Source organism: Actinomadura rubteroloni, assembly GCF_002911665.1.
GTDB lineage: Bacteria > Actinomycetota > Actinomycetes > Streptosporangiales > Streptosporangiaceae > Spirillospora > Spirillospora rubteroloni.
The window spans coordinates 2,277,852-2,299,395 of record NZ_MTBP01000001.1 but is presented as its reverse complement, the minus strand read 5'-3'; the positions used below and the strand labels follow the sequence as shown (position 1 = coordinate 2,299,395).

Below are 21,544 nucleotides of genomic sequence, written 5' to 3'. Positions count from 1 at the left end.
CCCTCGGCGCTCCCGACTCCGGTTTAGCAGACGGAGCGGCCGGGCGAATGTCCACCTCCGGCCCGTCCGGGATCCCATTCGCCGGGCGGAAGCCCGCATGATCTGCGGCGCGTCGCCGCGTCCATCGACCTTGGTTCATGGGACGGTTATGCTCCGACCTTATAAAAGCCAAGGGCGACCGCCGGAGGCGGGATGAACGTTGACGAAACGGCCCCACTGCGCGTCCTCGTCGTGGACGGCGATCCGCACGCCCGCGCCGAGGTGGTGGCCCTGCTCAAGGGCAGCGCCGAACTGGAGGTCGTGGCGGAGACGTCCGGCGGGGACGAGGCCGCCGAGCTGGCCGAACGCGTCCGGCCCGACATCGTCCTGCTCGACGCCGACGCCACCCTCGGCGGGCACACCGCCCCGCTGAGCCGCGCGTCCCGCGTGTTCGTGCTCGCCGCCCAGGGCGACCGCGCGACGGTCGAGACCGCCCTGCGCGCCGGCGCGAGCGGCCACCTGGTCCCCGGCGCGTTCACCGTCGCCGACCTGATCCGCGGCGTCCGCGACGCGTCCCGCACCAGCCTCGGCCTCTCCGCCCGCGAGGCCGAGGTCATGGACCTGATCGCGTCCGGCCGCTCCAACGGCGAGATCGCCCGCCAGCTCTTCCTGAGCGAGAAGACCGTCAAGAACCACGTGAACCGGATCTACTCCAAGCTCGGCGTCGGCTCGCGCGCCACCGCGATCGCGCTGTGGCGCGGCATGATGAGCGTGGTCACGGCCCCCGACCGGCCCGTTTAAACGATTCGCGCAGTCCCCGGCCCGCTGCTAGTCTTCTTCCTGTCGCCGGGACGCAACCGGCCGACAGGCGCCGTTAGCTCAATTGGCAGAGCAGCGGACTCTTAATCCGCGGGTTCGGGGTTCAAGTCCCTGACGGCGCACCGCACACCCCAAGGGCGAACGCACAGCGTTCGCCCTTCACCGTTTCCACCCCCCACCGCACGCGGGGGCCGCGGTCGCCGACGGGCCGGCCATCATGGGCTGGAACGAACTCGGTGACATGGGCCGGGCCACGACGAAAGAAGAACTCCGCGCGCTCATCGCGCAGGCTTATCCGGGCGGTGGAAAGGCGCGCATCGCGAACTGGACGGGCCAGCTCTGGCGTTTCCGCGCGGTCATCGAAGTCGGCGACCATGTCGTCATGCCCGTCAAGTCGCGGGGAACGGTCGCGATCGGACGGGTCACCGGACCTTACGAGTACCGCGCCGACGCCCCCGAAGGGTTCCGGCATGTGCGGCCGGTCCAGTGGCTGCGCACGGACATTCCCCGGGACGCCATCAAGCAGGACCTCCTCGACAGCATGGGCTCCCTGCTGACCGTGTGCGGACTCCACCGGGCCGACGCCGACGTTCGCGTCGCGCATCTCGCCGAGCACGGGACCGATCCCGGGCCGCTGCGCGATGACGACGCGGACGCGTTCGAGTCGTCGTCCCGGTCCGAGCTGCTGGCCAAAGCCGCCGAACGCGACCCCGCGCGTCCGGTCCAGATCACCATTCGCGCGTTCCTCTCGCTCTGGGACGCCGTGCGCCGCACCCAGGACACGGTCGAGCGCATCGAAGCCGATCTCGCCGACAAGGGCCTGACGACCCGTCCGCCGTTCACCGAGGGATGGATCGGCAGCACGATCCAGCTCGTCCCGCTCGGGGAGGAACCCGCCGCCGGGCAGGCCGACACCGGCGCGCAGGCCGCCGAGGACACGCGCGACGTCGCCGACCTGCCGCCGCTCACCCTGCGCATCGGGGACCTGGAGGCGGCGGGCCGGGGCGTCATGTCCGTCGCTCCCGGGCAGCCGTTGCAGAACGTCGTCACCACAATGGTCGCCCTGGGGTATTCACAGCTCGCGGTCATCGCGGAGGACGGGACGTTCCACGGCGCGGTGAGCTGGGAGTCGATCGGCCGGGCCCGCATGTCCGATCCGGATCCCGGGCTCGACCAGGCCACCGTCTCCGTCCCGCTCGTCGACCAGGACGAGCCGCTGCTCGACCAGATCGAGCAGATCTACGCCCGGGGGTTCGTGTTCGTCCGGAGCGCCGACAAGCGGAGCGTCAGCGGAATCGTCAGCACGGCGGACCTGACCCGGCAGTTCGGCGAGCTGGCCCGGCCGTTCGTCCTCATCGAGGAGGCCGAGCGGCGGTTGCGGCGGCGGGTGGACGAGAGGATTCCGCTCGCCGAGATCCGCAAGCGTGCGCCGCGTTGGAGCCGGGACGACGCCCAGTCCGCCGCCGTCCTCACGTTGGGCAATTACCGTTCTCTGCTGGACGACGACGAGAACTGGAAATTGCTCGACTGGAATGTGGACCGGCGCCTCTTTTTCGACCTGCTGAATTCGGTCAAGGCCATCCGCAACGAGACGATGCATTTCAGCCCCGACCCGCTCACGGCCGAGCAGCTCGGGCACCTCACCGGCTTCCTCGCGCTGCTCCGCACGCTCGATCCGACGTCCTGAGACCGCCGCCGCGCGGCGGCGGGCCGGGAGAAGCGATGTAGTTTTTGGTGCTTTTTCGGTCTCGTGTGGATTGTGTGCTTCTTGGGCGCGCGAAAGCGGGCGGGCGGCGGGCAGGATGACGGTTTCGGGGACAGGTGTTCTGGTGGGCGGATACGGTCCGTGCATGGACACGCGTCCCATCGTCACCCCGCCGCGCGGTGCGACGCGCGCGGTGCGGCACGGCGGGCGCGACGGTGCGCCCCCGGTCCTGCGCGTGTGGATGCGCGGGGACGCGACCGTCGCCGGGCGGCAGCCGGTCCGCCGCTTCGCCGCCGACATCGCCCGGGTCGCCGAGGAGGAGAAGCTCGAACTCGCGGGGTGGGAGTTCGCGCCCGCGGGGACGGGCGGGCTGGAGGCGCGGACCACCGTCCGGTGGGACGATCCGCGGGCCGGGCACGTGCACGCCGCCGTCATGTTGCGCCAGGACGCCGAGCGGACGTGCGAGTGGGCCGTCGCGGCCGACTGCGAGCACGGGTGGTGGTACGACGTCACCTCGCCGTGCCGGATGCTCGGGATCCACGGGGCGGACTTCCGGGACCCGTCCGGCGTGCTGTGCCTGGACGAGGCGGAGCTGTGGTCGCCCGAGCACGACGACGAGCCGGACGAGATCGAGGAGCCGCTGCGGATCATCGCCGACCCGGCGCGGACGGTCGGGCTGTTCGTCGTCAGCATCGGCACCGAGTCGCCGCGCTCGGCGTCCTACGGCCTGTTCCCGGGCGTCGTCGCGATGGCGCTGATCACCGAGGAGGGCCGGGACGCGCTCAACCGGCGGCTCCCCCGCCAGCCGATCCCGGCGTGCGGCGCGCGTTATTTTCCCGCGCCGTGCGACCCGTCGATGAGCGAGCACCGGCTCGGCACCAGCCACGCGAGCCGGTCGGCGACCTACCAGCGGCTGGTGGACGAGGCGCTGACGGCGCGGGCCGCGACGGCCCCGGCGGGGCTGGCGGCGGCGACCGTCGCGCTGCTCCCCCGGCCGCCCGGCGGCGACGACCCGGCCGGCGGCGACCTGGCCCGGCTGCGCGAGCGCGTCCGGCGGCTGGAGGACGACCTGGCCCGCGCCCGCGAGCGGCAGACCGCGACGCGGCAGGCGCTCCAGCGGGCCGAGTGCCGCCGGGAGGCCGCCGCGACCCGCGCCGACCGGCTCGCCGCCGACCTGGACGAGGCCCGCGCCCGGCTGGACGACCCCGCGCTGGAACGGCAGCTCGCCGAGGCGCTGACCGACCGGGACGTCTACGCGCAGGCGCTGGAGATCGCCGAGGAGGAGCGCGACGTGGCCGTCCGCGAGCGGGGGCTGCTGGCGATCCGGCTGGCCCGCGCGGAGTCCGCCGCCCGGCCGAGCGCCCGGCCCGCGCGGTCGCGCGCCCCCGCCGAGGAGGTCCCCGCCGATTTCGGCGCGCTGCTGACGGCGGCGGCCACAAGGTTCCCGCTGCTGCTCCTGGACGACCTGGACCCGGCCGGCACGACCGCCCTGGACGCCTACCCGAAGGCGCAGGTCTGGCGGCGCCGGACGTGGGACGCGCTCGCCACCCTGGACGCCTACGCGCGGGCCCGCCGGGAGGCGCACACGGCGGACCGGCGCGAGCCCGTCCCGCATCTGGCGGACGTCCACGCGTTCATCCGGGCGGGCCGTCCCGGCGCGCTGATCAGCGCGAACATCGTGGCGCTCGGCGAGTCGGAGAATGTGAACGCCGATCCCCGGTACCGGAACGCGCGGATGTTCACGGTCCGCCCCGAGACGCACCCGACCGGCCGCGCGTTCTTCGCCGCGCACATCAAGATCGACGGCCCGCGTCCCCCGGCGCCCCGGCTGCACTTCTACGACGACACCTGCGGGCCGACCGGCCGCGTGTACGTCGGGCACATCGGCCCCCACCTGCCCACGTCCCGGACCAACTGAGGTTTGGAACCAAATCGGTAGGAATAGTTGCCTAACCGTGCTGACACGTGGTCTCATACGGTCATGCGCGTTCGGCTGATCCTCGTCCGGCGGCGGCACGTCGATCTCCGGCGTGTCACCGCCGCGGGCTGTCACGTCTGACCGTCCCCGCACGTCCTCCCCACCCCCCGGCCCGGCGCGGCGCCCGACGGCGACCGCGGGCCGGAGCCTGCCCAAGGAGCCCTCGGACCCATGCTCAGAAAGACCCTCGCCGCCGCCGTGGCCCCGCTGCTCGCGCTCGGCCTCGCCGGCTGCGACCGCGCGGGCGGCGGCACCCTGAAGATCGGTTACTTCCAGGGCGCGGTCGCCGGGCCGGACGCCGTCGTCGCCGGCAACGCCGACCTGGCGAAGAAGGTCCCGGCGAAGATCGAGCTGCGGCCGATCGACAGCGGCGTCGCCGGGCTCGCGCAGCTCCGCGCCGGGGCGTTCCCGGCCGTCTCGGCGGTCGGCAACCCCCCGGTCGTCGGCGCGTTCGCCAGCGGCACCGACATCCAGGTCGTGTTCGTGGAGAGCCTGGACGAGTCCGGCCTCGCCGTGAACGCCGAGGTCAAGGCGCCCGCCGAGCTGAAGAAGGTCGGCGTCCTCGTCGGGTCCACGCTCGACTTCCAGTTGCGCGGCTGGCTGAAGTCGCAGAACCTCGCCGGGAAGGTGCAGGTCGCGAGCTTCGCCAGCGAGGCCGCCGAGGCCGCCGCCTGGAAGGCCGGGAAGATCGACGCCGTCTACATCAGCCAGGCGTTCCTGCTCGACCTGAAGAAGCACGGCGCGAACGTGCTCGTCTCCGCCGCCGACATCGCGAAGCTCGGGTACGCGGCCGTCAACTCGCTCGCGGTGACCAGCGCGTACGCGAAGAAGAACCCCGACATCGTGCAGCAGCTCGTCTGCCAGGTCTCCCGGGCGCAGGAGGTCGTCAAGGGGCCGCAGGCCGACACCTACATCACCGCCGCGACCAAGTACCTCGGCGTCAAGCCCGCGGACGCGATCCCGGCGACGAAGGACTACCCCTACGTCCCGAAGGCCGAGGAGACCGCGTGGCTCCAGGGGCCGGACGGGACGTCCGCCACCGGCAGGCTCGCCAAGAACTTCAAGCTCACGGCCGAGTTCCTGGTGACGCAGGGACGCGCGAAGGCCGTCCCGTCCGACGCCGAGATCGCCGCCCACATCGACCCGGGCTTCTGGGCGAAAGCGCAGCGCGGCGGCTGCAAGTGAGCGCGGTGACGCTGCCGGACGTCGCGCGGCCCACCGGGGTGCGGCTGCGCGACGTCCGCAAGACCTTCCACCGGCGGCGGCGCGCGGGCCGTCCCGCGCTGGACGGCGTCAGCCTCGACGTCGCGCCCGGCGAGTTCCTGTGCCTGCTCGGGCCGTCAGGTTGCGGGAAGTCCACGCTGCTCAACATCCTCGCCGGGTTCGTCCCGGCCGACTCCGGCGAGGTCGCCGTCGGGGGGCGTCCGGTGACCGGGCCGGGCCACGACCGGGGCGTGCTGTTCCAGACGCCGATGCTGTTCCCGTGGCTGACGACCTGGCAGAACGTCCTGTACGGGCCGAAGGCGCGCGGCGCGCTCACCGCCGAGGTGCGCGCCGAGGCCGCCGAACTGCTGGAGACGGTCGGGCTCGGCGACGCCCGCGACGCCTACCCGCACGAGTTGTCGGGCGGGATGCGGCACCGCGCCGCGTTCGCCCGGGTGCTGATCAACCGGCCGGGCGTGCTGCTCATGGACGAGCCGTTCGGCGCGCTCGACGCGATCACCCGCGCCGCGATGCAGCGGTTCCTGCTCGACCTGTGGCAGCGGCACCGGACGACCATCGTGTTCGTCACGCACGACGTCGAGGAGGCCGCGCTGCTCGGCGACCGGGTGTGCGTGCTGTCGGCGCCGCCCGGCGGGACCGAGGAGATCCTCGACGTCGACCTGCCGCGTCCGCGCAGCTACGACGACACCGAGACGCTCGCGTTCGTGCAGGCCAAGCGGCGGATCCGGGAGGTGCTGGAGCGGTGACGGACGTCCGCAGGATCGGCACCGGCGCGGCGGCCCTCGCCCTCGCGCTCGGCGTGTGGGAACTGGCCGCGCTCGCCATCGGCGACAGCGTGACGCTGCCGACCGTCACCGAGACCGTCCACACCCTGCTGAAGTACTTGACGCGCACCTATCCCGAGGTGCAGGGCAAGACGCTGGTCGAGGACGCGCTGATCAGCACCGGCCGCATCGTCGCCGGGTTCGTCCTCGGGACGGCGGCGGGCCTGGCGCTCGGCGCGGCGATGGCCGGGATCCGGATCGTCCGGGAACTGGCCGACCCGCTGATCGGCGTCCTGCGCCCGCTGCCGCCGATCGCGTTCATCCCGCTGCTCGTCGTGTGGTTCGGGATCGGCGAGACGTCCAAGATCGCGCTGATCTTCTTCGGGGTGCTGCCGATCGTCACGATCGCGACGCTCGGCGCGCTCGACGCGGTGCCCGACGGGCTGCTGCACGCCAGCCGCAGCCTCGGCGCGTCCCCGCTGCGCACGATGGTCCACGTCCGGCTGCGCGCGGCCGTGCCCGGCGTCATCACCGGCCTGCGCATCGCGATGGGCGGCGCGTGGACCAGCATCATCGCCGCCGAGATGATCGCCGCGACCGGCGGCGTCGGCTTCCTCATCCTCCAGGCCGGCAACTACCTCCAGACCCCGCTGATCTTCGCCGGGATCGCGTGGATCGCCGTGCTCGGCCTCCTCTTCGACGGGCTGCTGCGCCTGCTGCTGCGGCTCGCCGACCCCACCGTCCGCCGTTAGGAAGGGCCAGGACCATGACCGAGATCCGCCGCATCGGCGGGCGCATCGGCGCCGAGATCACCGGCGCCGACCCCAATGCCGTGCCGTACGACGAGCTGAACGGGCTGCTGCTGGAGCACAAGGCGCTCGTGTTCCGCGACGCGGGCCTGGACGAGGACGGGCAGATCCGCTTCGCGTCCCGGTTCGGCGACCTGACGCGGGCGCACCCGACGCTGCCGCCCGTGGACGACCGTCCCGACATCCTCCCGGTGGACGCCGAGGAGGGCATCCGCTCCAACCACTGGCACACCGACGTGACGTTCATCCGGACGCCCCCGGCGGTGAGCACGCTGCGTGCGCTCGTCGTCCCGCCCTACGGGGGCAACACGCTGATCGCCAACGCCGCCGCCGCGTACCGGGACCTGCCCGAGCCGCTGCGGGAGTTCGCCGATCGGTTGTGGGCCGTCCACAGCAACGCCCACGACTACATCCTTCCGCGCGGCGACGGGGACGCGGCCGATTCGTACCGGCGCACGTTCACGTCCAAGCGCTACAAGACCGCGCATCCGGTGGTGCGCGTCCACCCGGAGACGGGTGAGCGCGGCCTGTTCATCGGCGGGTTCGCCGAACGGATCGTGGACCTGTCCGCCGGCGAGTCGCGCGACATCCTGCGCATCCTGCAGAGCTACGTGACGCGTCCGGAGAACCTGCTGCGCGTCGTCTGGAACCCGGGCGACGTCGTCGTGTTCGACAACCGCGTCACCCAGCACTACGCGCCGGACGACTACGGCGACCTGCCGCGCGTCCTGCACCGCGTCACCGTGGCGGGCGACGTGCCCGCCGGGGTGACCGGCGAGCGCAGCCGCATCGTCGAGGGCGACGACGCCGCGCACTACACGCCGGCCGCCTGATCCGAGCCCGGCCGCCGCGTCCCCTCCTCCCTCGGCCTCCTCCGGGGACGCGGCGGTCGCCTTCCCTGTGGAGAGCCGCGCATGACCGTCACGCACGAGGACCCCGTCCTGCCCGACGACCTGCTGGCCGCGTTCGCGGGCCGCGCCGACCGCTACGACCGCGAGAACGCCTTCTTCCACGAGGACTTCGCGGACCTGCGCGCCGCCGGGTACCTCACCGTCGCGCTGCCGCCCGCGTTCGGCGGCGCCGGCCTCGGCCTGCCCGAGGTCGCCGCCGCGCAGCGCCGCCTCGCCTACCACGCGCCCGCGACCGCCCTCGCCACCGGCATGCACCTGTACTGGACGGGCGTCGCCGCCGACCTGCACCGCGCGGGCGACGACTCGCTGGACTGGCTGCTGCGCGAGGCCGCCGCCGGCGAGGTGTTCGCGGCCGGGCACGGCGAGCCCGGCAACGACCGCGACCTGGAGTACGCGCGGACGGTCGCCGTCCCGCACGGCGACGGCGGCTACCGCGTCACCGGGCACAAGACGTTCACGTCGCTGTCGCCCGTCTGGACGCGGCTCGGCGTGCACGCCCTGGACGACTCCGACCCCGAGCACCCGAAGATCGTCCACGCGTTCGTGGACCGGGACGCGCCCGGCGTCCGGATCGAGGACACCTGGGACACCGTGGGGCAGCGCGCGACGCGCAGCGACGACACGCACCTCGCGGACGTCCCGGTGCCCGCCGGACGGGTCGCGCGCGTGCTCGCCGCCGGACCCACCGGCGACCCGTTCGTCGCGTCGATCTTCGCGTGGGCGGAGGTGCTGTTCGCGAGCGTCTACTACGGGCTCGCGCGGCGCGCCCTGGACCTCGCGGTCGCGTCGGCGAAGCGGCGGCCGTCGGTGAAGCTCGGCCGTCCGGTCGCGCACGACCCGTACGTGCAGTGGTCGGTCGCGGAGGCGACGGTCGAGCTGGAGGGCGTCCTCGCGCACATCGAGCGCGTCGCCGACGACTGGGCGGCGGGCGTCGACCACGGCGACGACTGGCCGGTGAAGCTCGTCGCCGTCAAGTACCACGCCACCGAGTCCGCCAAGCGCGTCGTGGACCACGCCGTCAAGGCCGCCGGCGCGGGCGCCCTGCGGACGGGCGAACTGTCGCGCCTGTACCGGGACGTCCTGGCCGGGACGTTCCATCCGGCGAACTCCGCGACCGTCCACGAGTTGGTCGGCAAATCCGTCCTCGGCCTGCTCGCGGCCGGGGAGCGATGACCCGGGGGTCCTGGCCGTCTCAGGGGGCGGCCAGGGCCTCCAGGGCCGGCAGCGCGGCGGCCAGCGCCGCCCGCTGCTCGGGCGGCAGAGCCGCGATGCGCGTCGCGTAGAAGGCCGTCCGGTCGGCGCGCAGGCGGTCCAGCCAGGCGCGGCCCTCGTCGGTGATCGTCAGCAGGCAGGCGCGGCGGTCGGCGGGGTCGGCCGTGCGCGCCAGCAGGCTCATGTCCTCCAGCGTCGCCACCACGCGGCTCTGGGTCGGCGCGCGGACGCCCTCGTGATCGGCCAGGTCCACCAGCCGGACGGGCCCGATGGACTCGACGGCCGCGAGCGTCGACACCTGGCCCACCGTCAGCGCCTGCGGGGTGTGGCGGCGCGCACGGCGGTGCAGGCGGCCGAGCGCGTTGCGCAGCCGGTCGGACAGTTCGAGGTCGGCGGGCGCCACGTCCGGCGTCGTGCCGGGCGTGCGGCCGTCCGTCGCGACTGCGTTCAACGGGACTCCTTGGAACGTGGGGGCACCCGCGTGCACCGGGGAACGGGCGGCGCGGTCAACGCCTGCCACGAAAATAACGCGCGAACGCGTGCAAACACTCCCGGAGAGCGTCACGCTTCACCGACGGCGACCTTCCCGCGCGGCTCGGGCTCCCTCTCGTCGTGAACGTACCGTCCGCCGCGCAGCACCGACGCCACGCCCGCGAGCAGCGTGATCCCGATCGCCAGCCCGAACACGATCACCAGGCCGTGGTGGAACGGGTCGGAGATCAGGCTCGGGAAGTAGCTGTGCCCGGTGAGTTCGGAACGGTCCGCCGGGCTGAGCGTCGCGAGCGTCCCGGACGGCGCGAGCAGGCTCTCGACCGGGTTGTAGCCGAGGAACGCGGCGAACAGCGTCCCGACGGGCGGCAGGTTCCCGATCTCGGTGGCGACGCCGGACGGCACGCCGTGCGCGGTCAGGCCCGCCGTCAGCGTGCGCGGGAGCGTGTCGGCCAGCCCGGCGATCATCAGGGAGAAGAACACGCCGATGGACAGGACCATGCCGGCGTTGGTGAACGTCGCGGCCATGCCGGACGCCACGCCGCGCTGGTTCGCCGGGACGGAGTTCATGATCGCCGCGGAGTTGGGGGCCGCGAACAGGCCCGTCCCGGCGCCGTTCAGGAAGATCAGCCCGGCGAACGCCCAGTAGGGGAAGTCGGTCGGGATCAGCAGCAGGCCGAGCAGGGACAGCGCCGCGACGGCCAGGCCGCCGGTGGAGAAGATCCGCGCGCCGTACCGGTCCGACAGCGTCCCCGACAGCGGCCCGGCGGCGAGGAACCCGACCGTCAGCGGCAGCAGGTAGATGCCCGCCCACAGCGGCGTGTCCTCGTAGGCGTAGCCGCGCAGCGGGAGCCAGATGCCCTGGAGCCAGATGATCAGCATGAACTGCATGCCGCCGCGCGAGATCGCGGTGAGCAGCCCGGCGGAGTTCCCGGCCGCGAACGCGCGGATGCGGAACAGGTCGAGGTGGAACATCGGGCTCTCGACCCGGGTCTCGATGACGCAGAACGCGGCGAGCACGGCCACGCCGCCGATGATCCCGGAGAGCACCCACGGGTTCGTCCAGCCCATGTCGTGCCCGGCGTAGGGCTGGATGCCGTAGGTGATCGCGGCGAGCAGCGCGGTGAGGCCGACGGCGAACGTGACGTTGCCGAGCCAGTCGATCTTCGCGCCGGGGTTGCGGCGGCCGGTGTCGCGCAGGGAGAAGTAGCCCCAGACCGTCCCGGCGACCCCGATCGGCGCGGAGACGAAGAAGACCAGCCGCCAGTCGATCTCGCTGAGCAGGCCGCCCGCGACGAGCCCGATGAAGCTGCCCGCGATGCCCGCGACCTGGTTGACGCCCATCGCCATGCCCCGGCGGTGGGCGGGGAACGCGTCGGTGAGGATCGCGGCGGAGTTGGCCATCAGCATCGCGCCGCCGATGCCCTGGAACACCCGCCAGCCGATCAGCCAGAGCGCTCCCGCGCCGCCCTGGAACGGGTCGAACGCGAGGACGAGCGTCCCGACCGTGAACACCGCGAACCCCGCGTTGTACATGCGCACGCGGCCGAACAGGTCGCCGAGGCGGCCGAGCGTCACGACGAGGACTGCCGAGACGAGCATGTAGCCCATCAGGATCCACAGCAGGTAGCTGACGTTGCCCGGCTTGAGCGGGTCGAGGTGGATCCCGCGGAAGATGGCGGGCAGGGAGATGATCACGATCGAGGAGTTGACGGTCGCCAGGAGCATGCCGAGCGTCGTGTTGCTCAGCGCGACCCAGTGGTAGTGCTTCGAGGGCACAGGGGCATCCTTCGGGGGATTTATTTGCTTGTACTAAGCAAACTATAAGTCCTGGATGCCCGGAACGTCGCCGTCCCGTTCCGGCCACGCCCGCGCCGCCGCCGCACGATGGCGGCGGGCGCCCCGGCCCCGCGGGGCCTCGGGCTCGCGCCCGCCGCTGCTCGCGTCGTTCGCCGCGCGTCAGCGCTTCACTTCGCGGAGGCGGCCCGTCTCCACTTCGTAGACGAAGCCGCGCACGGCGTCCTTGTGCGGGATGGACGGGTCGGCCTGGATGCGGGCGATCGACTGGCGGACGTCGTCCTCCAGGTCCGTGAAGGCCTCCGCCGACCAGTCGGGGCGGACGCCGGTGTCCTGCTGGACGGCCGTCCGGAACTCCTCGTCGGTGAAGGTGAGCATCCCGCAGTCGGTGTGGTGGATGAGGATGATCTCGCGGGTGCCGAGCAGGCGCTGGCTGATGGCCAGGCTGCGCCGCTCGTCCGGGGTGACCACGCCGCCCGCGTTGCGGATGACGTGCGCGTCGCCCTCGGCGAGGCCGAGCACGCCGTAGGGGTTGAGGCGCGCGTCCATGCAGGCGACGACGGCCACCTGCTTGGCGGGCGGCAGGGGCAGGTCGCCCTTGTCGAAGCCCGCCGCGTACCGCTCGGCGTTGGCCAGCAGTTCGTCCGTGACGCTCATGGCGCTCCTTCGCGTAGTCGTCCGGTGACGCCTCCATAATCCTGTAAAACCAGTCGGATTAATAGGCTAGAGCGTGGCGGGAGTGGGCGCGGACGTCGGCGTCGGTGTCGTCGTGCGCCGTGCGGAGCGCTTCCGCCACGTCCGGACGGCCCGCCCACGCGGTCAGGGAAAGGACGGCGGCCTTGCGGACGTCGGCGTGCGGGTCGTCCAAGGTCTTGATCAGCGGTGCGGCGGCGGTGTCCGGTGGTGCGGCGGCCAGGCCGCGGGCCGCGCCGACGCGGACCTCCCAGGACTCGTCGTGCAGCGCCGCGACGGCCGTCGCGTCCAGGGGCGGCGGGCAGCCCAGGCCCGCGAACGCCGCCAGCGCGGCGGCGCGGACGAGCGGGTCGGCGTCGGCGGCGAGGGTCCCGGCCGTCCCGGCGGCGGACGGGTCGCCGATCGTGCCGAGGCCGTGCGCGACCTGGATCCGCACCTCGCGGTTGGCGTCGGCGGCGGCGCCGGCGACGCCGTCCGCGTCGTCCAGGGCGATGAGGCCGCGCACCGCCTGGAGCCGCACGCGGTGATCGCCGTCGGCGCGGGCCGTGCGGAAGACGGCGCGGTCGCCGAGGCCGAGGGCGCGCAGGACGTCCAGCACGGCGGCGCGGACGACGGCGTCGGCGGAGGTCAGCGCGGGGACGAGCGCGTCCCGCACGTCCGGCGACGCGGGCAGCACCTCCACCAGTTCGCGCAGCGCGGTCGCGGCGGCGCGCCGGACGGCGCCGTGCGCGTCGCCGAGCGCCCCGGCCAGGACGGCGGCGGTGCCGTCCGGGACGACCTCGGTGACCGTCGCGACGGCCGCGCGCCGCACCTTCGGGTCGGAGTCGGCGAGGTAGGGCGCGAGGTCGGCGGCGGACGGCCCGGACTCGGCGAGCCGCAGCAGTTCCAGCATCCGGGGCGAGCGGGTCACGCCGGACGCGGGCCGGTCCGTCCGCCGGACGGGCGCGGACGCGGCCACCGGCGCGGCGGCCCCCAGCAGGACGGGCTCGGTGCCGTGGTCGGGGACGTCGATGCCGTCCACGTCCACCAGGTAGGGCGCGACGGGCCGCTTCAGGAACTCCATCGCCCCGTCGCCGCGCCGCCGCAGGTTGAGGTGGTAGAACCAGGTTGCGTCGTCGCGTTCGGGCAGGTCGGCGCGGTCGTGGTAGAGGCCCCACCGGCTCTCGGTCCGGGTCAGGGACGCGCGGGCGGCCATCTCCGCGCAGTCGCGGATGAACGTGACCTCCGCGCAGCGCATCAGCTCGTGCGGGGTCCGCGCGCCCATCGCCGCGATCTCGCCGCGCATGCGGTCGAACGTCTCGATCGCCAGCTCCAGCCGCCGGGCCGTCTTGGCGGGCGCGACGTAATCGTTGACGAACCGGCGCAGCTTGTACTCGACCTGCTGCTGCGGCGGGCCGTCCGGATTGCGCAGCGGCCGGTAGATCAGCTCGTGCGCGGCGGCGATCTGTTCCTCGTCCAGCGGCCCGGACGCGTGGTGCCCGGCGGCGTGCGCGCCCGCAAGGTCGCCGAACACGAACGCGCCGATCATGTAGTTGTGCGGGACGCACGCCAGGTCGCCCGCCGCGTACAGGCCGGGGACGGTCGTGCGCGCGTTCTCGTCCACCCACACCCCCGACGACGAGTGCCCGCCGCACAGGCCGATCTCGGAGATGTGCATCTCGACGTCGTGCGTCCGGTAGTCGTGGCCGCGCCCGGCGTGGAAGGTGCCGCGCGTCGGCCGCTCGGTGGTGTGCAGGATGCCTTCGAGGGCCGTCAGCGTCTCGTCGGGCAGGTGGCTGAGCTTGAGGTAGATCGGGCCGCGCGCCGAGTCGATCTCCCGCTTGACCTCGGCCATCATCTGCCCGGACCAGTAGTCGCAGTCCACGAACCGCTCGCCGTCGGCGTTGACCTGGTAGCCGCCGAACGGGTTCGCGACGTACGCGCAGGCCGGGCCGTTGTAGTCCTTGATGAGCGGGTTGATCTGGAAGCACTCGATGCCGCTCAGCTCGGCGCCCGCGTGGTAGGCCATCGCGTAGCCGTCTCCGGCGTTGGCGGGGTTCTCGTACGTCCCGTAGAGGTAGCCGCTGGCGGGCAGGCCGAGGCGCCCGCACGGGCCGGTCGCGAGGATCACCGCGCCCGCCGCGACCGTGACGAACTCGCCGGTGCGCGTGTCGAACCCGGCGGCGCCGACCGCGCGCCCCGCGTGCGTCAGGATCCGGACGGGCATGACGCGGTTCTCGATCGTCACGCGCTCGCGCATCGTCCGCTGCCGCAGCACGCGGTAGAGCACCTTCTTGACGTCCTTGCCCTCCGGCATCGGCAGCACGTAGCTCCCCGACCGGTGGACGCGCCGCACCGCGTACTCGCCGTGCTCGTCCTTCTCGAACTTGACGCCGTACTTCTCCAGCCGCTTCACCATCGCGAACCCGCGCGTGGCGGTCTGGTGGACGGTCCGCTGGTTCACGATGCCGTCGTTGGCGCGGGTGATCTCCGCGACGTAGTCCTCGGGCGTGGCCTTGCCGGGGATGACGGCGTTGTTGACGCCGTCCATGCCCATCGCGAGCGCGCCCGAGTGGCGGACGTGCGCCTTCTCCAGCAGCAGCACGTCCGCGCCCTGCTCGGCGGCGGTGATCGCGGCCATCGTCCCGGCGGTGCCGCCGCCGACGACCAGGACGTCGCAGCGCAGCTCCCGCCGCGTGGACGGGGACGGGATCTCCATCAGTGGACCTTCTCTCCGGAGAGCGCGGCGAGGACCCGGCCGCGCAGCGACGCGTCCGGGGCGGGCGGGACGTCGGCGTCCAGTGCGACGCCGTGGCGGCCGAGGACGACGACGCGGTCGCCGAGCAGCAGCGCCTCGTCGACGTCGTGGGTGACGAACACGACCGTCGCGGGCGCGTCGGCGAGCACGTCCAGCAGCAGCCGCTGCATGGCCGCGCGGGTCTGGGCGTCGAGCGCGCCGAACGGCTCGTCCATGAGCAGGGCGCGGGGACGGCCGGCGAGCGCGCGGGCGAGCTGGACGCGCTGGCGCATACCGCCCGAGAGCTGGCGGGGCAGGCGGCGGACGGCGTCGGCGAGGCCCACCCGGGCCAGCCACTCGGCCGCCTCGGCGGTGCGCGCGGTGCGCGGGACGCCCCGGATCGCCAGCGGCAGCTCGACGTTGCGGCGCGCGGACCGCCACGGCAGCAGCGCGTCGTCCTGGAAGACGAGCGCGCGGTCGGGCGACGGGCCGGTGATCGTCTCCCCGCCCGCCGTCACGGCGCCGCCGGACGGCCGCAGCAGGCCCGCGAACGCGCGCAGCAGCGTGGACTTACCGCACCCCGACGGCCCGGCGACGACCAGGAACTCGCCCGCCCGCACGTCCAGGTCCAGCCCGGCGCAGACGGCGTGGCCGCCGTAGCCGAGGGTCGCGCGCTCGGCGCGCAGGGACAGCGGGGTCACCGCTCCTCCTCACCCGGCAGCCAGCGCGTGACGCGCCGGCCCGCCAGCTCGACGGCGCCGGACGTGACGCGTCCGAGCACCCCGATCGTGATCATCCCGACCAGCACGCCCGGGTAGTCGACGATCGTGTACGCCTGCCACGTCCGGTACCCGACCCCGAAGTCGCCGGAGATCATCTCGGCGGACACCACGCAGATCCACGCGACGCCCATCCCGACCGACAGGCCGCCGAACACGCCGGGCAGGATGCCGGGCAGCACGACCGACAGGAGCACGCGGGCCCGGCCGCCGCCGAGCGTCCGGACGGCGTCCGCCCACACCGTCGGCAGCGCGCGGACGGCGTGCCGGGTGCTGACGAGGATCGGGAAGAACGCCGCGACGAACGTGATGAACACGATGCCCTGCTCGTTGCGCGGGAAGAGCAGGATCGCGACGGGCACGAGCGCGATCGCCGGGATCGGCCGGACGACCTCCAGCAGCGGGCTGAGCAGGTCGTCCGCCCAGCGCGACCGCGCGACCGCGACGCCGAGCGCCACGCCGAGGAGGGCGGCGAGCGCGAAGCCCGACACGATCCGGACGAGGCTCTGCGCGACGTCCTGCCAGTACTGGCCGGTCTGGAGCTGGCGGCCGAACTCGCGGGCGACGTCCCTCGGGCCGGGGAGGCGGTCGAAGCGCAGTCCGAGGCGCGCGTGCGCGGCGGTGAGCAGGTGCCAGACGGCGAGCGCGGCCACGAGGGCGCCTGCGCGGACGAGCCTGCGGCTTCCGCGTCTCCTCGGTTTCGGCGCGGGCCGTTCCTTGGCGGCGGTGCGGGGTTCGTCCAGGGCGAGGGTCATGCCGTCCGCACCGCCTCTCCGTAGGGGACGTCCGTGGCGTTCGGGTGCGCGGCGCGGTAGCGGTCGGCGTTCTGGCGCGTGGCGAACGGGACATAACGGTCGCCGTCGTGCAGCCAGACCATCGCGTCGGCGAACCAGCGGGTGCCGGTGAGGGCGTCCTGGGCGTAGACGGCGCGGATCTTCTTGCCGTTCTGCTGGAACGTCCTGACGTTCTTCAGCAGGCATTGCGGATCGGCTGCGGGGCGGGTGGCGTGTTCGCCGTCCAGCCAGATCTCGCCGGCCTTCGCGGGATCGTCCACCTGCTTTTTGCACGCCTGGTCGGTGCCGGTGATGGCGGCCTTGTTCTCCGTGGCGGCGGCGTCCTGGTCGTATTTCGCGCCGTACGCGCGGCGGATGTACTGGTCGTCGATGAATTTGCCGAGGTCCACCGGGTTCTGCAGGACGCCGATCGACTTGAGGAACGGGACGTCATGGCGCAGCGCGTCGCCGAGCTGCTTCTTGACGGTCACGTCGAACGTGGACTGGCCGCCCGCGCCGTTGTAGAGATAGACCGTCTCGGCGGGAAGCCCGGTGCTCTTCGCGACGCTCTCGGCGGCCTCTACCGGGTGTTGGTGCAGGTAGTCGGTGGCCTGGATCTGCGCTTTCAGGAACGCCTGGAGGACGTCGCCGCGCTGCTCGGCGAAGGACGTCCGGACGACGACGCCGTGGAACGTCGGGACGTCCAGATCCCCGCCGTCGTAGAGCAATCGCGCCTGGCCCCGGTTCACCAGCAGGCCCGGCCAGGCGACGAACTGGGCCAGCGCCGCCGCCTTTCCGCTCTCCAGCGCCGACGCGCCGACGGACGGCTGCTGGTTCTCCGTCTTCACGTCCCCGACCGCGTATTTCTTGAGCGCCTGGACGAGCGTCCCGTGGCCCGCGGATCCGATGCTCGCCGAGACGGTCTTTCCCTTGAGGTCGGCGATCGTCCGGTATTTGGCGTTCTTGTCCACGACGACGCCGTTCAGCGAGCCGCGCAGGTTGTAGCCCGTCACCGAGACGAGTTCGGTGCGGGCGTCCGCGCCCTGCGCCTGCGCGCGGGATCCGTTGATGAGCAGCGGGTAATCGCCCATCGAACCGATGTCGATCTTCCCGGCGAGCATCTGCGCGGTGATCGGCGCGCCCGTGTCGTAGTCCTGCCAGACGACCTTGTACTTCGTCCCGAGGGCCTTCTCGAAATAGCCGAGCGAGCGCAGCAGCGTGCCCGCCGTCACCGTGTTGATGGTCTTGGACTGGTAGCCGACGACGACCGTCGTCGCGCCGCCGGTTCCGGCGTTGCCCGCGACCGAGCAGCCGCCCGCCGCGAGCGTCGCGGCGGCGATAATCGTGAGGGATCGGTTCACCGTGGGGTCTCTCAGCGCAGCAGATAGGGGATGTTGACGGTCACCGCGCCCGTCGGGCAGCGGTCGGCGCAGGGGCCGCAGTACCAGCACTCGTCCACGAACATGTGGGCCTTGCCGGTCTCGGGGTTCAGGGCGAGGGAGTCGAGCGGGCACACGTCGATGCAGAGCGTGCAGCCGTCGATGCAGAGGGACTCGTCCACCGTCACGGGGACGTCGGCGCGGTTCTCCGCCAGGGACATGACGCGGGCTCCAGTCGGGTTCTCGGGCACGCCGGAACGGCCGTTCCGGCACGGCGTTCGCGGCGCGGGTGGCTAGGTCGTGCGGCGGAGGGTGCCGCTCATCGTGATGCGGTCGCCGCGGAAGCGGATGTACTCCAGGTCGACGGGACGTCCGTCGGCGAGCCGGGTGAGCCGCTCGGCCATGAGCAGCGCCGTCCCGCGCGGGGTCTCCAGCACCGCCGCCGAGTGCGGGTCGGCGTTGACGGCCTCCATCGTCATCTCGGCGGTGCCGAGCGGCTGCCCGGCGAGCCGTTCGAGGAGCACGAACACGTCGTTGTGGACGAGGTCCTCTTCCAGCAGCGGTTCCCCGAGGTCGCCGACGATGTAGGTGAGGTCCAGCGAGAACGGCACGCCGCCGATCCTGCGGAGCCGCTCGATGTAGACGACGGGCTCCCCCGGCGGCAGCGCGAGCCGGTCGCTGATCTCCTGCGGCGGGGTGAACGACCCGGTCGTGCGGACCTCGTTCGTCACCTCGCCGTGGCCCTTCAGCGTCTCGCCGAGCCCGAGCAGCCGCTCGAACCCGTGCGTGTACTTCTCGGCGACGACGACGCTCCCCACTCCCGGGCACCGCTCGATGAGCCCTTCGCCGCGCAGCAGGTCGAGCGCGTCCCGGACGGTGTTGCGCGACGCGGCGAACTCCCGCACGAGACACGCCTCGGCGGGCAGCACGCCGTCACCGAACGCGCCGTTCACGACCTGCCGCCGCAGCACGTCGGCGACCTGCCGCGCCCGGTCCGCCCGCCGCCGGCGGACGTCGCCGAGATCTACCGCCGCCAAGTTCTCGCTGGTCACGCCGCAAACATACTTACCCAGTCGGAAATTGTGAATACCGCCGGCGCAACGCCACCCGACGCGACGGGAAAACGCCCCCCGCCTGCACGAACGCCGTCCCGGCACCCCGTTCCGCCACCCGCCGGTCAGATCCCGTGCTGGACCAGCTCGCAGTACCCGTCGGCGCCGGCGGGCGCGAAGTCGCCGATGCTGATCCGCTTGAGGAACTTTCCGCCCTCGGTCTCGCCCACCCGGAAGACGAACTTCTGGCGCGGGTCGAGGCCGCGTCCGCCGATCATGACGGGCCGTCGCACCTCGTACACGGCGCCCCACGGGCAGCGCCAGTACGGGTCCAGCCGCGCACCGGCCCGCGTCCGCGCGTAGTCGATCCGGCCCGCCTCCCACGCGGCGTCGATCCTCTCCTGGAGGCGCAAGGTGTAACGCTGATCGGGGTCGGCGTCCCACAGGGCGTCGAGAACGCCGGCCTTCGCCGGGTCCTCGCTGACCTTCGGGACGACGTGCGGCGCGGTGAGGGACCATCGGCGCGACGGCATCGTCTCCAGGACCCCCAGTTTCCCGACGTCCCCGGGTTCACGCGGCTGGACGGCGCGTTCGAGGTCGTGGCGGCCCGTCTCTTTCGCGGCCACGAAGTTTCCTACGGCGAGGTCGTGCAAGAACTCGCCCTTGACGTGGGCCCGGAAGGCGAACCGGCGCCCCGGCCGAAGCCTGCGGCCGGCGATCGTCACCTTGCGGTGGACCGCGTACACCGGGCTCCACGGGCAGATGGAGAAGGCGCCGAGGGGTTCGTCGCGGGCGTCCACGGCGTAGCCGATCGAGCCGTCCGCACGCGCCGCGTCGATCTCGGCGCCGATGCGCAGCGTCTTCGCCGGGTCCGGATCGACACGCCAGAACTCCACGACGTCGCGGAGCGCGCGCGGGTCCTCGCGCAGGCGCGGGAGCAGGTGGGGCGACGTCAGGCACCATGGATCGAACGCGGGCGAGCCCGGAAGGACGAGCGTCCCCTCGGCGGGCACGGCGGACGTGGCCTGCCCGCTGCGCGGAGTCGGCGTGCCGCGCGGGCCCCGCGCGGTACGCGAAGGCGGCATGGCGAGCGGAGTCGGCATGGCGGGTGAGGACTGCTCGGTGTCGGACGTCCCGGCGTCCGCCGGGGCCGGCCGGGACGCGCGGCGGACGCGGGCGCGCCCGGCCGTCATGCCCAGGCGGTCGTTGCGGTAACCGGCGATCAGGACGGGCATCGCGACGAGCTGACCCAGGTGGTAGTAGCCCTCCAGGGCGTTCTGGAGGCGCAGCTCGATCGCTTCGTGCAGGTCCGGCTCGGGGTCGGCTTCGAGGAGGCCTTCCGCGTAGTCCGCGGCGGTGGCAGCGTCGGCGGCGAGCTGGCGGAGACGGCGCACGTCGGCGTCCCGTTCGTGACCGGTGCCGACCGTGTGGAGGAAGACGCCGAGCGCGACGTCCGCGTGGCCCCGGATCGCGCGCGTGGCGGCGAGCATCCCGCGCAGGTGCGGTAGCGGGCAGGGATCGGCCTCGGCCCATGCCGGCAGGTGGTCGGGCAGCGGGACGATCTCGTTCACGTCGAGGTCGGCGTTCCCCGCCGCCTGCCGCGCCCGTGACGTCCACGCCTCCACCCGGTCGAAGCACGCCGTGACCTGGGCGTGCGTGACGGCCGGGACGTGCCCCGCCGTCCACCGGTCGGCCGCGTAGTCGGCGTCCAGCAGGTGCTCGCCGATGGACTGGAGCACGAAGGCGTTCCACGCGCAGAGAAGCTGGCTTCCCGTGCCGGGCGCCGCCGCCCACGGGTCGGCGCCCGCGGCGGCGAGTTCGCGGCGCAGCAGTTCGGCGTTGTGCATCTCGCCGTACGCGACGCCACCGGCCCGCCGGAACGACTCCAGCGTGCCGGACGGGACCTCGCCCTTCATCCGGGATGCCATCCGCACGATCAGGGAGGGCTTGTCCGCCGCGTCGCTCGCCATCGTCGTCCTCCCATGAGCCCCGATCCCGCCCGCACAACCGAGATCATCATCACCCATACCGGGAGATCCCCGGCGGCGCGCGCTCGTCCGTCAACGCGCGCGGGCGCGACGCCGCAAGCCGCGCGCTCGCTGGGGGAACGGCACGCCGTCACGCCGCAAGGCCGGCGCGGACGGACGCCCGCGCGCCGCCGTGACCGCTTCCGGCCGCCGCCCGGGCGACGGCGAGGACGGGCACGCGGTGCGAGGGGCGCCGCACGTTCGCCGGCGCCGAGACTCAGCCATCTGCTGGACGGTGCAGTGCCGCGGGTCAGAACACCGCGGTCAGGGCGTGGGCGGGCCGGGTGTGGCGGCGGGGAGGATGCGCGCTCGACGCCAGCACGAGGCGGGGTGCCGGGGGCGCGGGCGGGTGGGCGGCGAGGCCCGGAGTCTGTCGGTTATTTCTTGGTGTCTTCGTCGGGGACGGTGATCCAGGCTTCGATGTTGCCCTTGCCGTCG

The 21,544-nt window shown here is 73.2% G+C and carries 19 protein-coding genes and 1 tRNA gene; 10 read left to right on the top strand and 10 right to left on the bottom strand.

Annotation, left to right across the window (positions count from 1 at the left end):
* Positions 1–192: 192 nt before the first annotated feature.
* The 10 genes from BTM25_RS10190 to BTM25_RS10150 all read left to right on the top strand — a co-directional run bounded on the left by BTM25_RS10190 (position 193) and on the right by BTM25_RS10150 (position 9,362).
* Complete coding sequence (locus tag BTM25_RS10190; protein WP_103562431.1) at positions 193–780, top strand: response regulator transcription factor; 588 nt, start codon at positions 193–195, stop codon at positions 778–780.
* 67 nt (positions 781–847) lie between these two features.
* A tRNA-Lys gene (locus tag BTM25_RS10185) sits at positions 848–920 on the top strand.
* A gap of 95 nt (positions 921–1,015) precedes the next feature.
* Entirely contained in the window at positions 1,016–2,485 is a 1,470-nt protein-coding gene (locus BTM25_RS10180; protein ID WP_146059018.1) for a CBS domain-containing protein, read from the top strand.
* 163 nt (positions 2,486–2,648) lie between these two features.
* Positions 2,649–4,421 (top strand): hypothetical protein, encoded by a 1,773-nt coding sequence (locus BTM25_RS10175; RefSeq protein ID WP_103562429.1) that lies wholly within the window; start codon positions 2,649–2,651, stop codon positions 4,419–4,421.
* Between the two features lie 63 nt (positions 4,422–4,484).
* Positions 4,485–4,562, top strand: coding sequence for a putative leader peptide (locus BTM25_RS30915; protein WP_407923379.1), 78 nt, complete (start codon positions 4,485–4,487; stop codon positions 4,560–4,562).
* A gap of 90 nt (positions 4,563–4,652) precedes the next feature.
* Positions 4,653–5,666, top strand: a complete 1,014-nt coding sequence (locus tag BTM25_RS10170; RefSeq protein WP_103562428.1) for an ABC transporter substrate-binding protein — start codon at positions 4,653–4,655, stop codon at positions 5,664–5,666.
* Positions 5,663–6,451: an ABC transporter ATP-binding protein gene (locus BTM25_RS10165; RefSeq protein ID WP_103562427.1), complete on the top strand. Its 789-nt coding sequence runs from the start codon at positions 5,663–5,665 to the stop codon at positions 6,449–6,451. Before BTM25_RS10170 ends, BTM25_RS10165 begins: the two co-directional genes overlap by 4 nt.
* On the top strand, positions 6,448–7,221 hold the full coding sequence (locus BTM25_RS10160) for an ABC transporter permease (protein WP_103562426.1): 774 nt from the start codon (positions 6,448–6,450) through the stop codon (positions 7,219–7,221). The genes BTM25_RS10165 and BTM25_RS10160 overlap by 4 nt, the downstream gene beginning before the upstream one ends.
* 14 nt (positions 7,222–7,235) lie before the next feature.
* The gene (locus BTM25_RS10155) at positions 7,236–8,111 is read left to right on the top strand and encodes a TauD/TfdA dioxygenase family protein (RefSeq protein WP_103562425.1); all 876 of its coding nucleotides are present in this window, start codon (positions 7,236–7,238) and stop codon (positions 8,109–8,111) included.
* A gap of 81 nt (positions 8,112–8,192) precedes the next feature.
* Positions 8,193–9,362 (top strand): acyl-CoA dehydrogenase family protein, encoded by a 1,170-nt coding sequence (locus BTM25_RS10150; protein ID WP_103562424.1) that lies wholly within the window; start codon positions 8,193–8,195, stop codon positions 9,360–9,362.
* Positions 9,363–9,381: 19 nt separating this feature from the next.
* Here BTM25_RS10150 and BTM25_RS10145 read toward each other — a convergent pair whose 3' ends face one another.
* From BTM25_RS10145 to BTM25_RS10100, 10 genes are all read right to left on the bottom strand, one after another.
* Positions 9,382–9,852 carry a MarR family winged helix-turn-helix transcriptional regulator gene (locus BTM25_RS10145; RefSeq protein ID WP_205648019.1) on the bottom strand — a complete coding sequence of 157 codons (471 nt, stop codon included), beginning with the start codon at positions 9,850–9,852 and terminating at the stop codon, positions 9,382–9,384.
* A 110-nt stretch (positions 9,853–9,962) separates the two neighbouring features.
* Complete coding sequence (locus tag BTM25_RS10140; RefSeq protein WP_235828323.1) at positions 9,963–11,669, bottom strand: MFS transporter; 1,707 nt, start codon at positions 11,667–11,669, stop codon at positions 9,963–9,965.
* A gap of 180 nt (positions 11,670–11,849) precedes the next feature.
* A complete protein-coding gene (locus tag BTM25_RS10135; RefSeq protein ID WP_103562423.1) occupies positions 11,850–12,344 on the bottom strand; it encodes a beta-class carbonic anhydrase in 495 nt (164 codons plus the stop codon).
* 58 nt (positions 12,345–12,402) lie between these two features.
* Entirely contained in the window at positions 12,403–15,078 is a 2,676-nt protein-coding gene (locus BTM25_RS10130; protein WP_103562422.1) for a fumarate reductase/succinate dehydrogenase flavoprotein subunit, read from the bottom strand.
* Entirely contained in the window at positions 15,078–15,797 is a 720-nt protein-coding gene (locus BTM25_RS10125; protein ID WP_103562421.1) for an ABC transporter ATP-binding protein, read from the bottom strand. The genes BTM25_RS10130 and BTM25_RS10125 overlap by 1 nt, the downstream gene beginning before the upstream one ends.
* On the bottom strand, positions 15,794–16,630 hold the full coding sequence (locus BTM25_RS10120) for an ABC transporter permease (RefSeq protein ID WP_103562420.1): 837 nt from the start codon (positions 16,628–16,630) through the stop codon (positions 15,794–15,796). Before BTM25_RS10120 ends, BTM25_RS10125 begins: the two co-directional genes overlap by 4 nt.
* Positions 16,627–18,009 carry an ABC transporter substrate-binding protein gene (locus tag BTM25_RS10115; protein ID WP_103562419.1) on the bottom strand — a complete coding sequence of 461 codons (1,383 nt, stop codon included), beginning with the start codon at positions 18,007–18,009 and terminating at the stop codon, positions 16,627–16,629. The genes BTM25_RS10120 and BTM25_RS10115 overlap by 4 nt, the downstream gene beginning before the upstream one ends.
* An 11-nt stretch (positions 18,010–18,020) precedes the next feature.
* Complete coding sequence (locus tag BTM25_RS10110) at positions 18,021–18,248, bottom strand: 4Fe-4S dicluster domain-containing protein (protein WP_103562418.1); 228 nt, start codon at positions 18,246–18,248, stop codon at positions 18,021–18,023.
* Between the two features lie 72 nt (positions 18,249–18,320).
* Positions 18,321–19,079: a GntR family transcriptional regulator gene (locus BTM25_RS10105; RefSeq protein ID WP_235828322.1), complete on the bottom strand. Its 759-nt coding sequence runs from the start codon at positions 19,077–19,079 to the stop codon at positions 18,321–18,323.
* Positions 19,080–19,204: 125 nt separating this feature from the next.
* Positions 19,205–21,049, bottom strand: a complete 1,845-nt coding sequence (locus tag BTM25_RS10100; RefSeq protein ID WP_103562417.1) for a hypothetical protein — start codon at positions 21,047–21,049, stop codon at positions 19,205–19,207.
* Positions 21,050–21,544 lie beyond the last annotated feature (495 nt).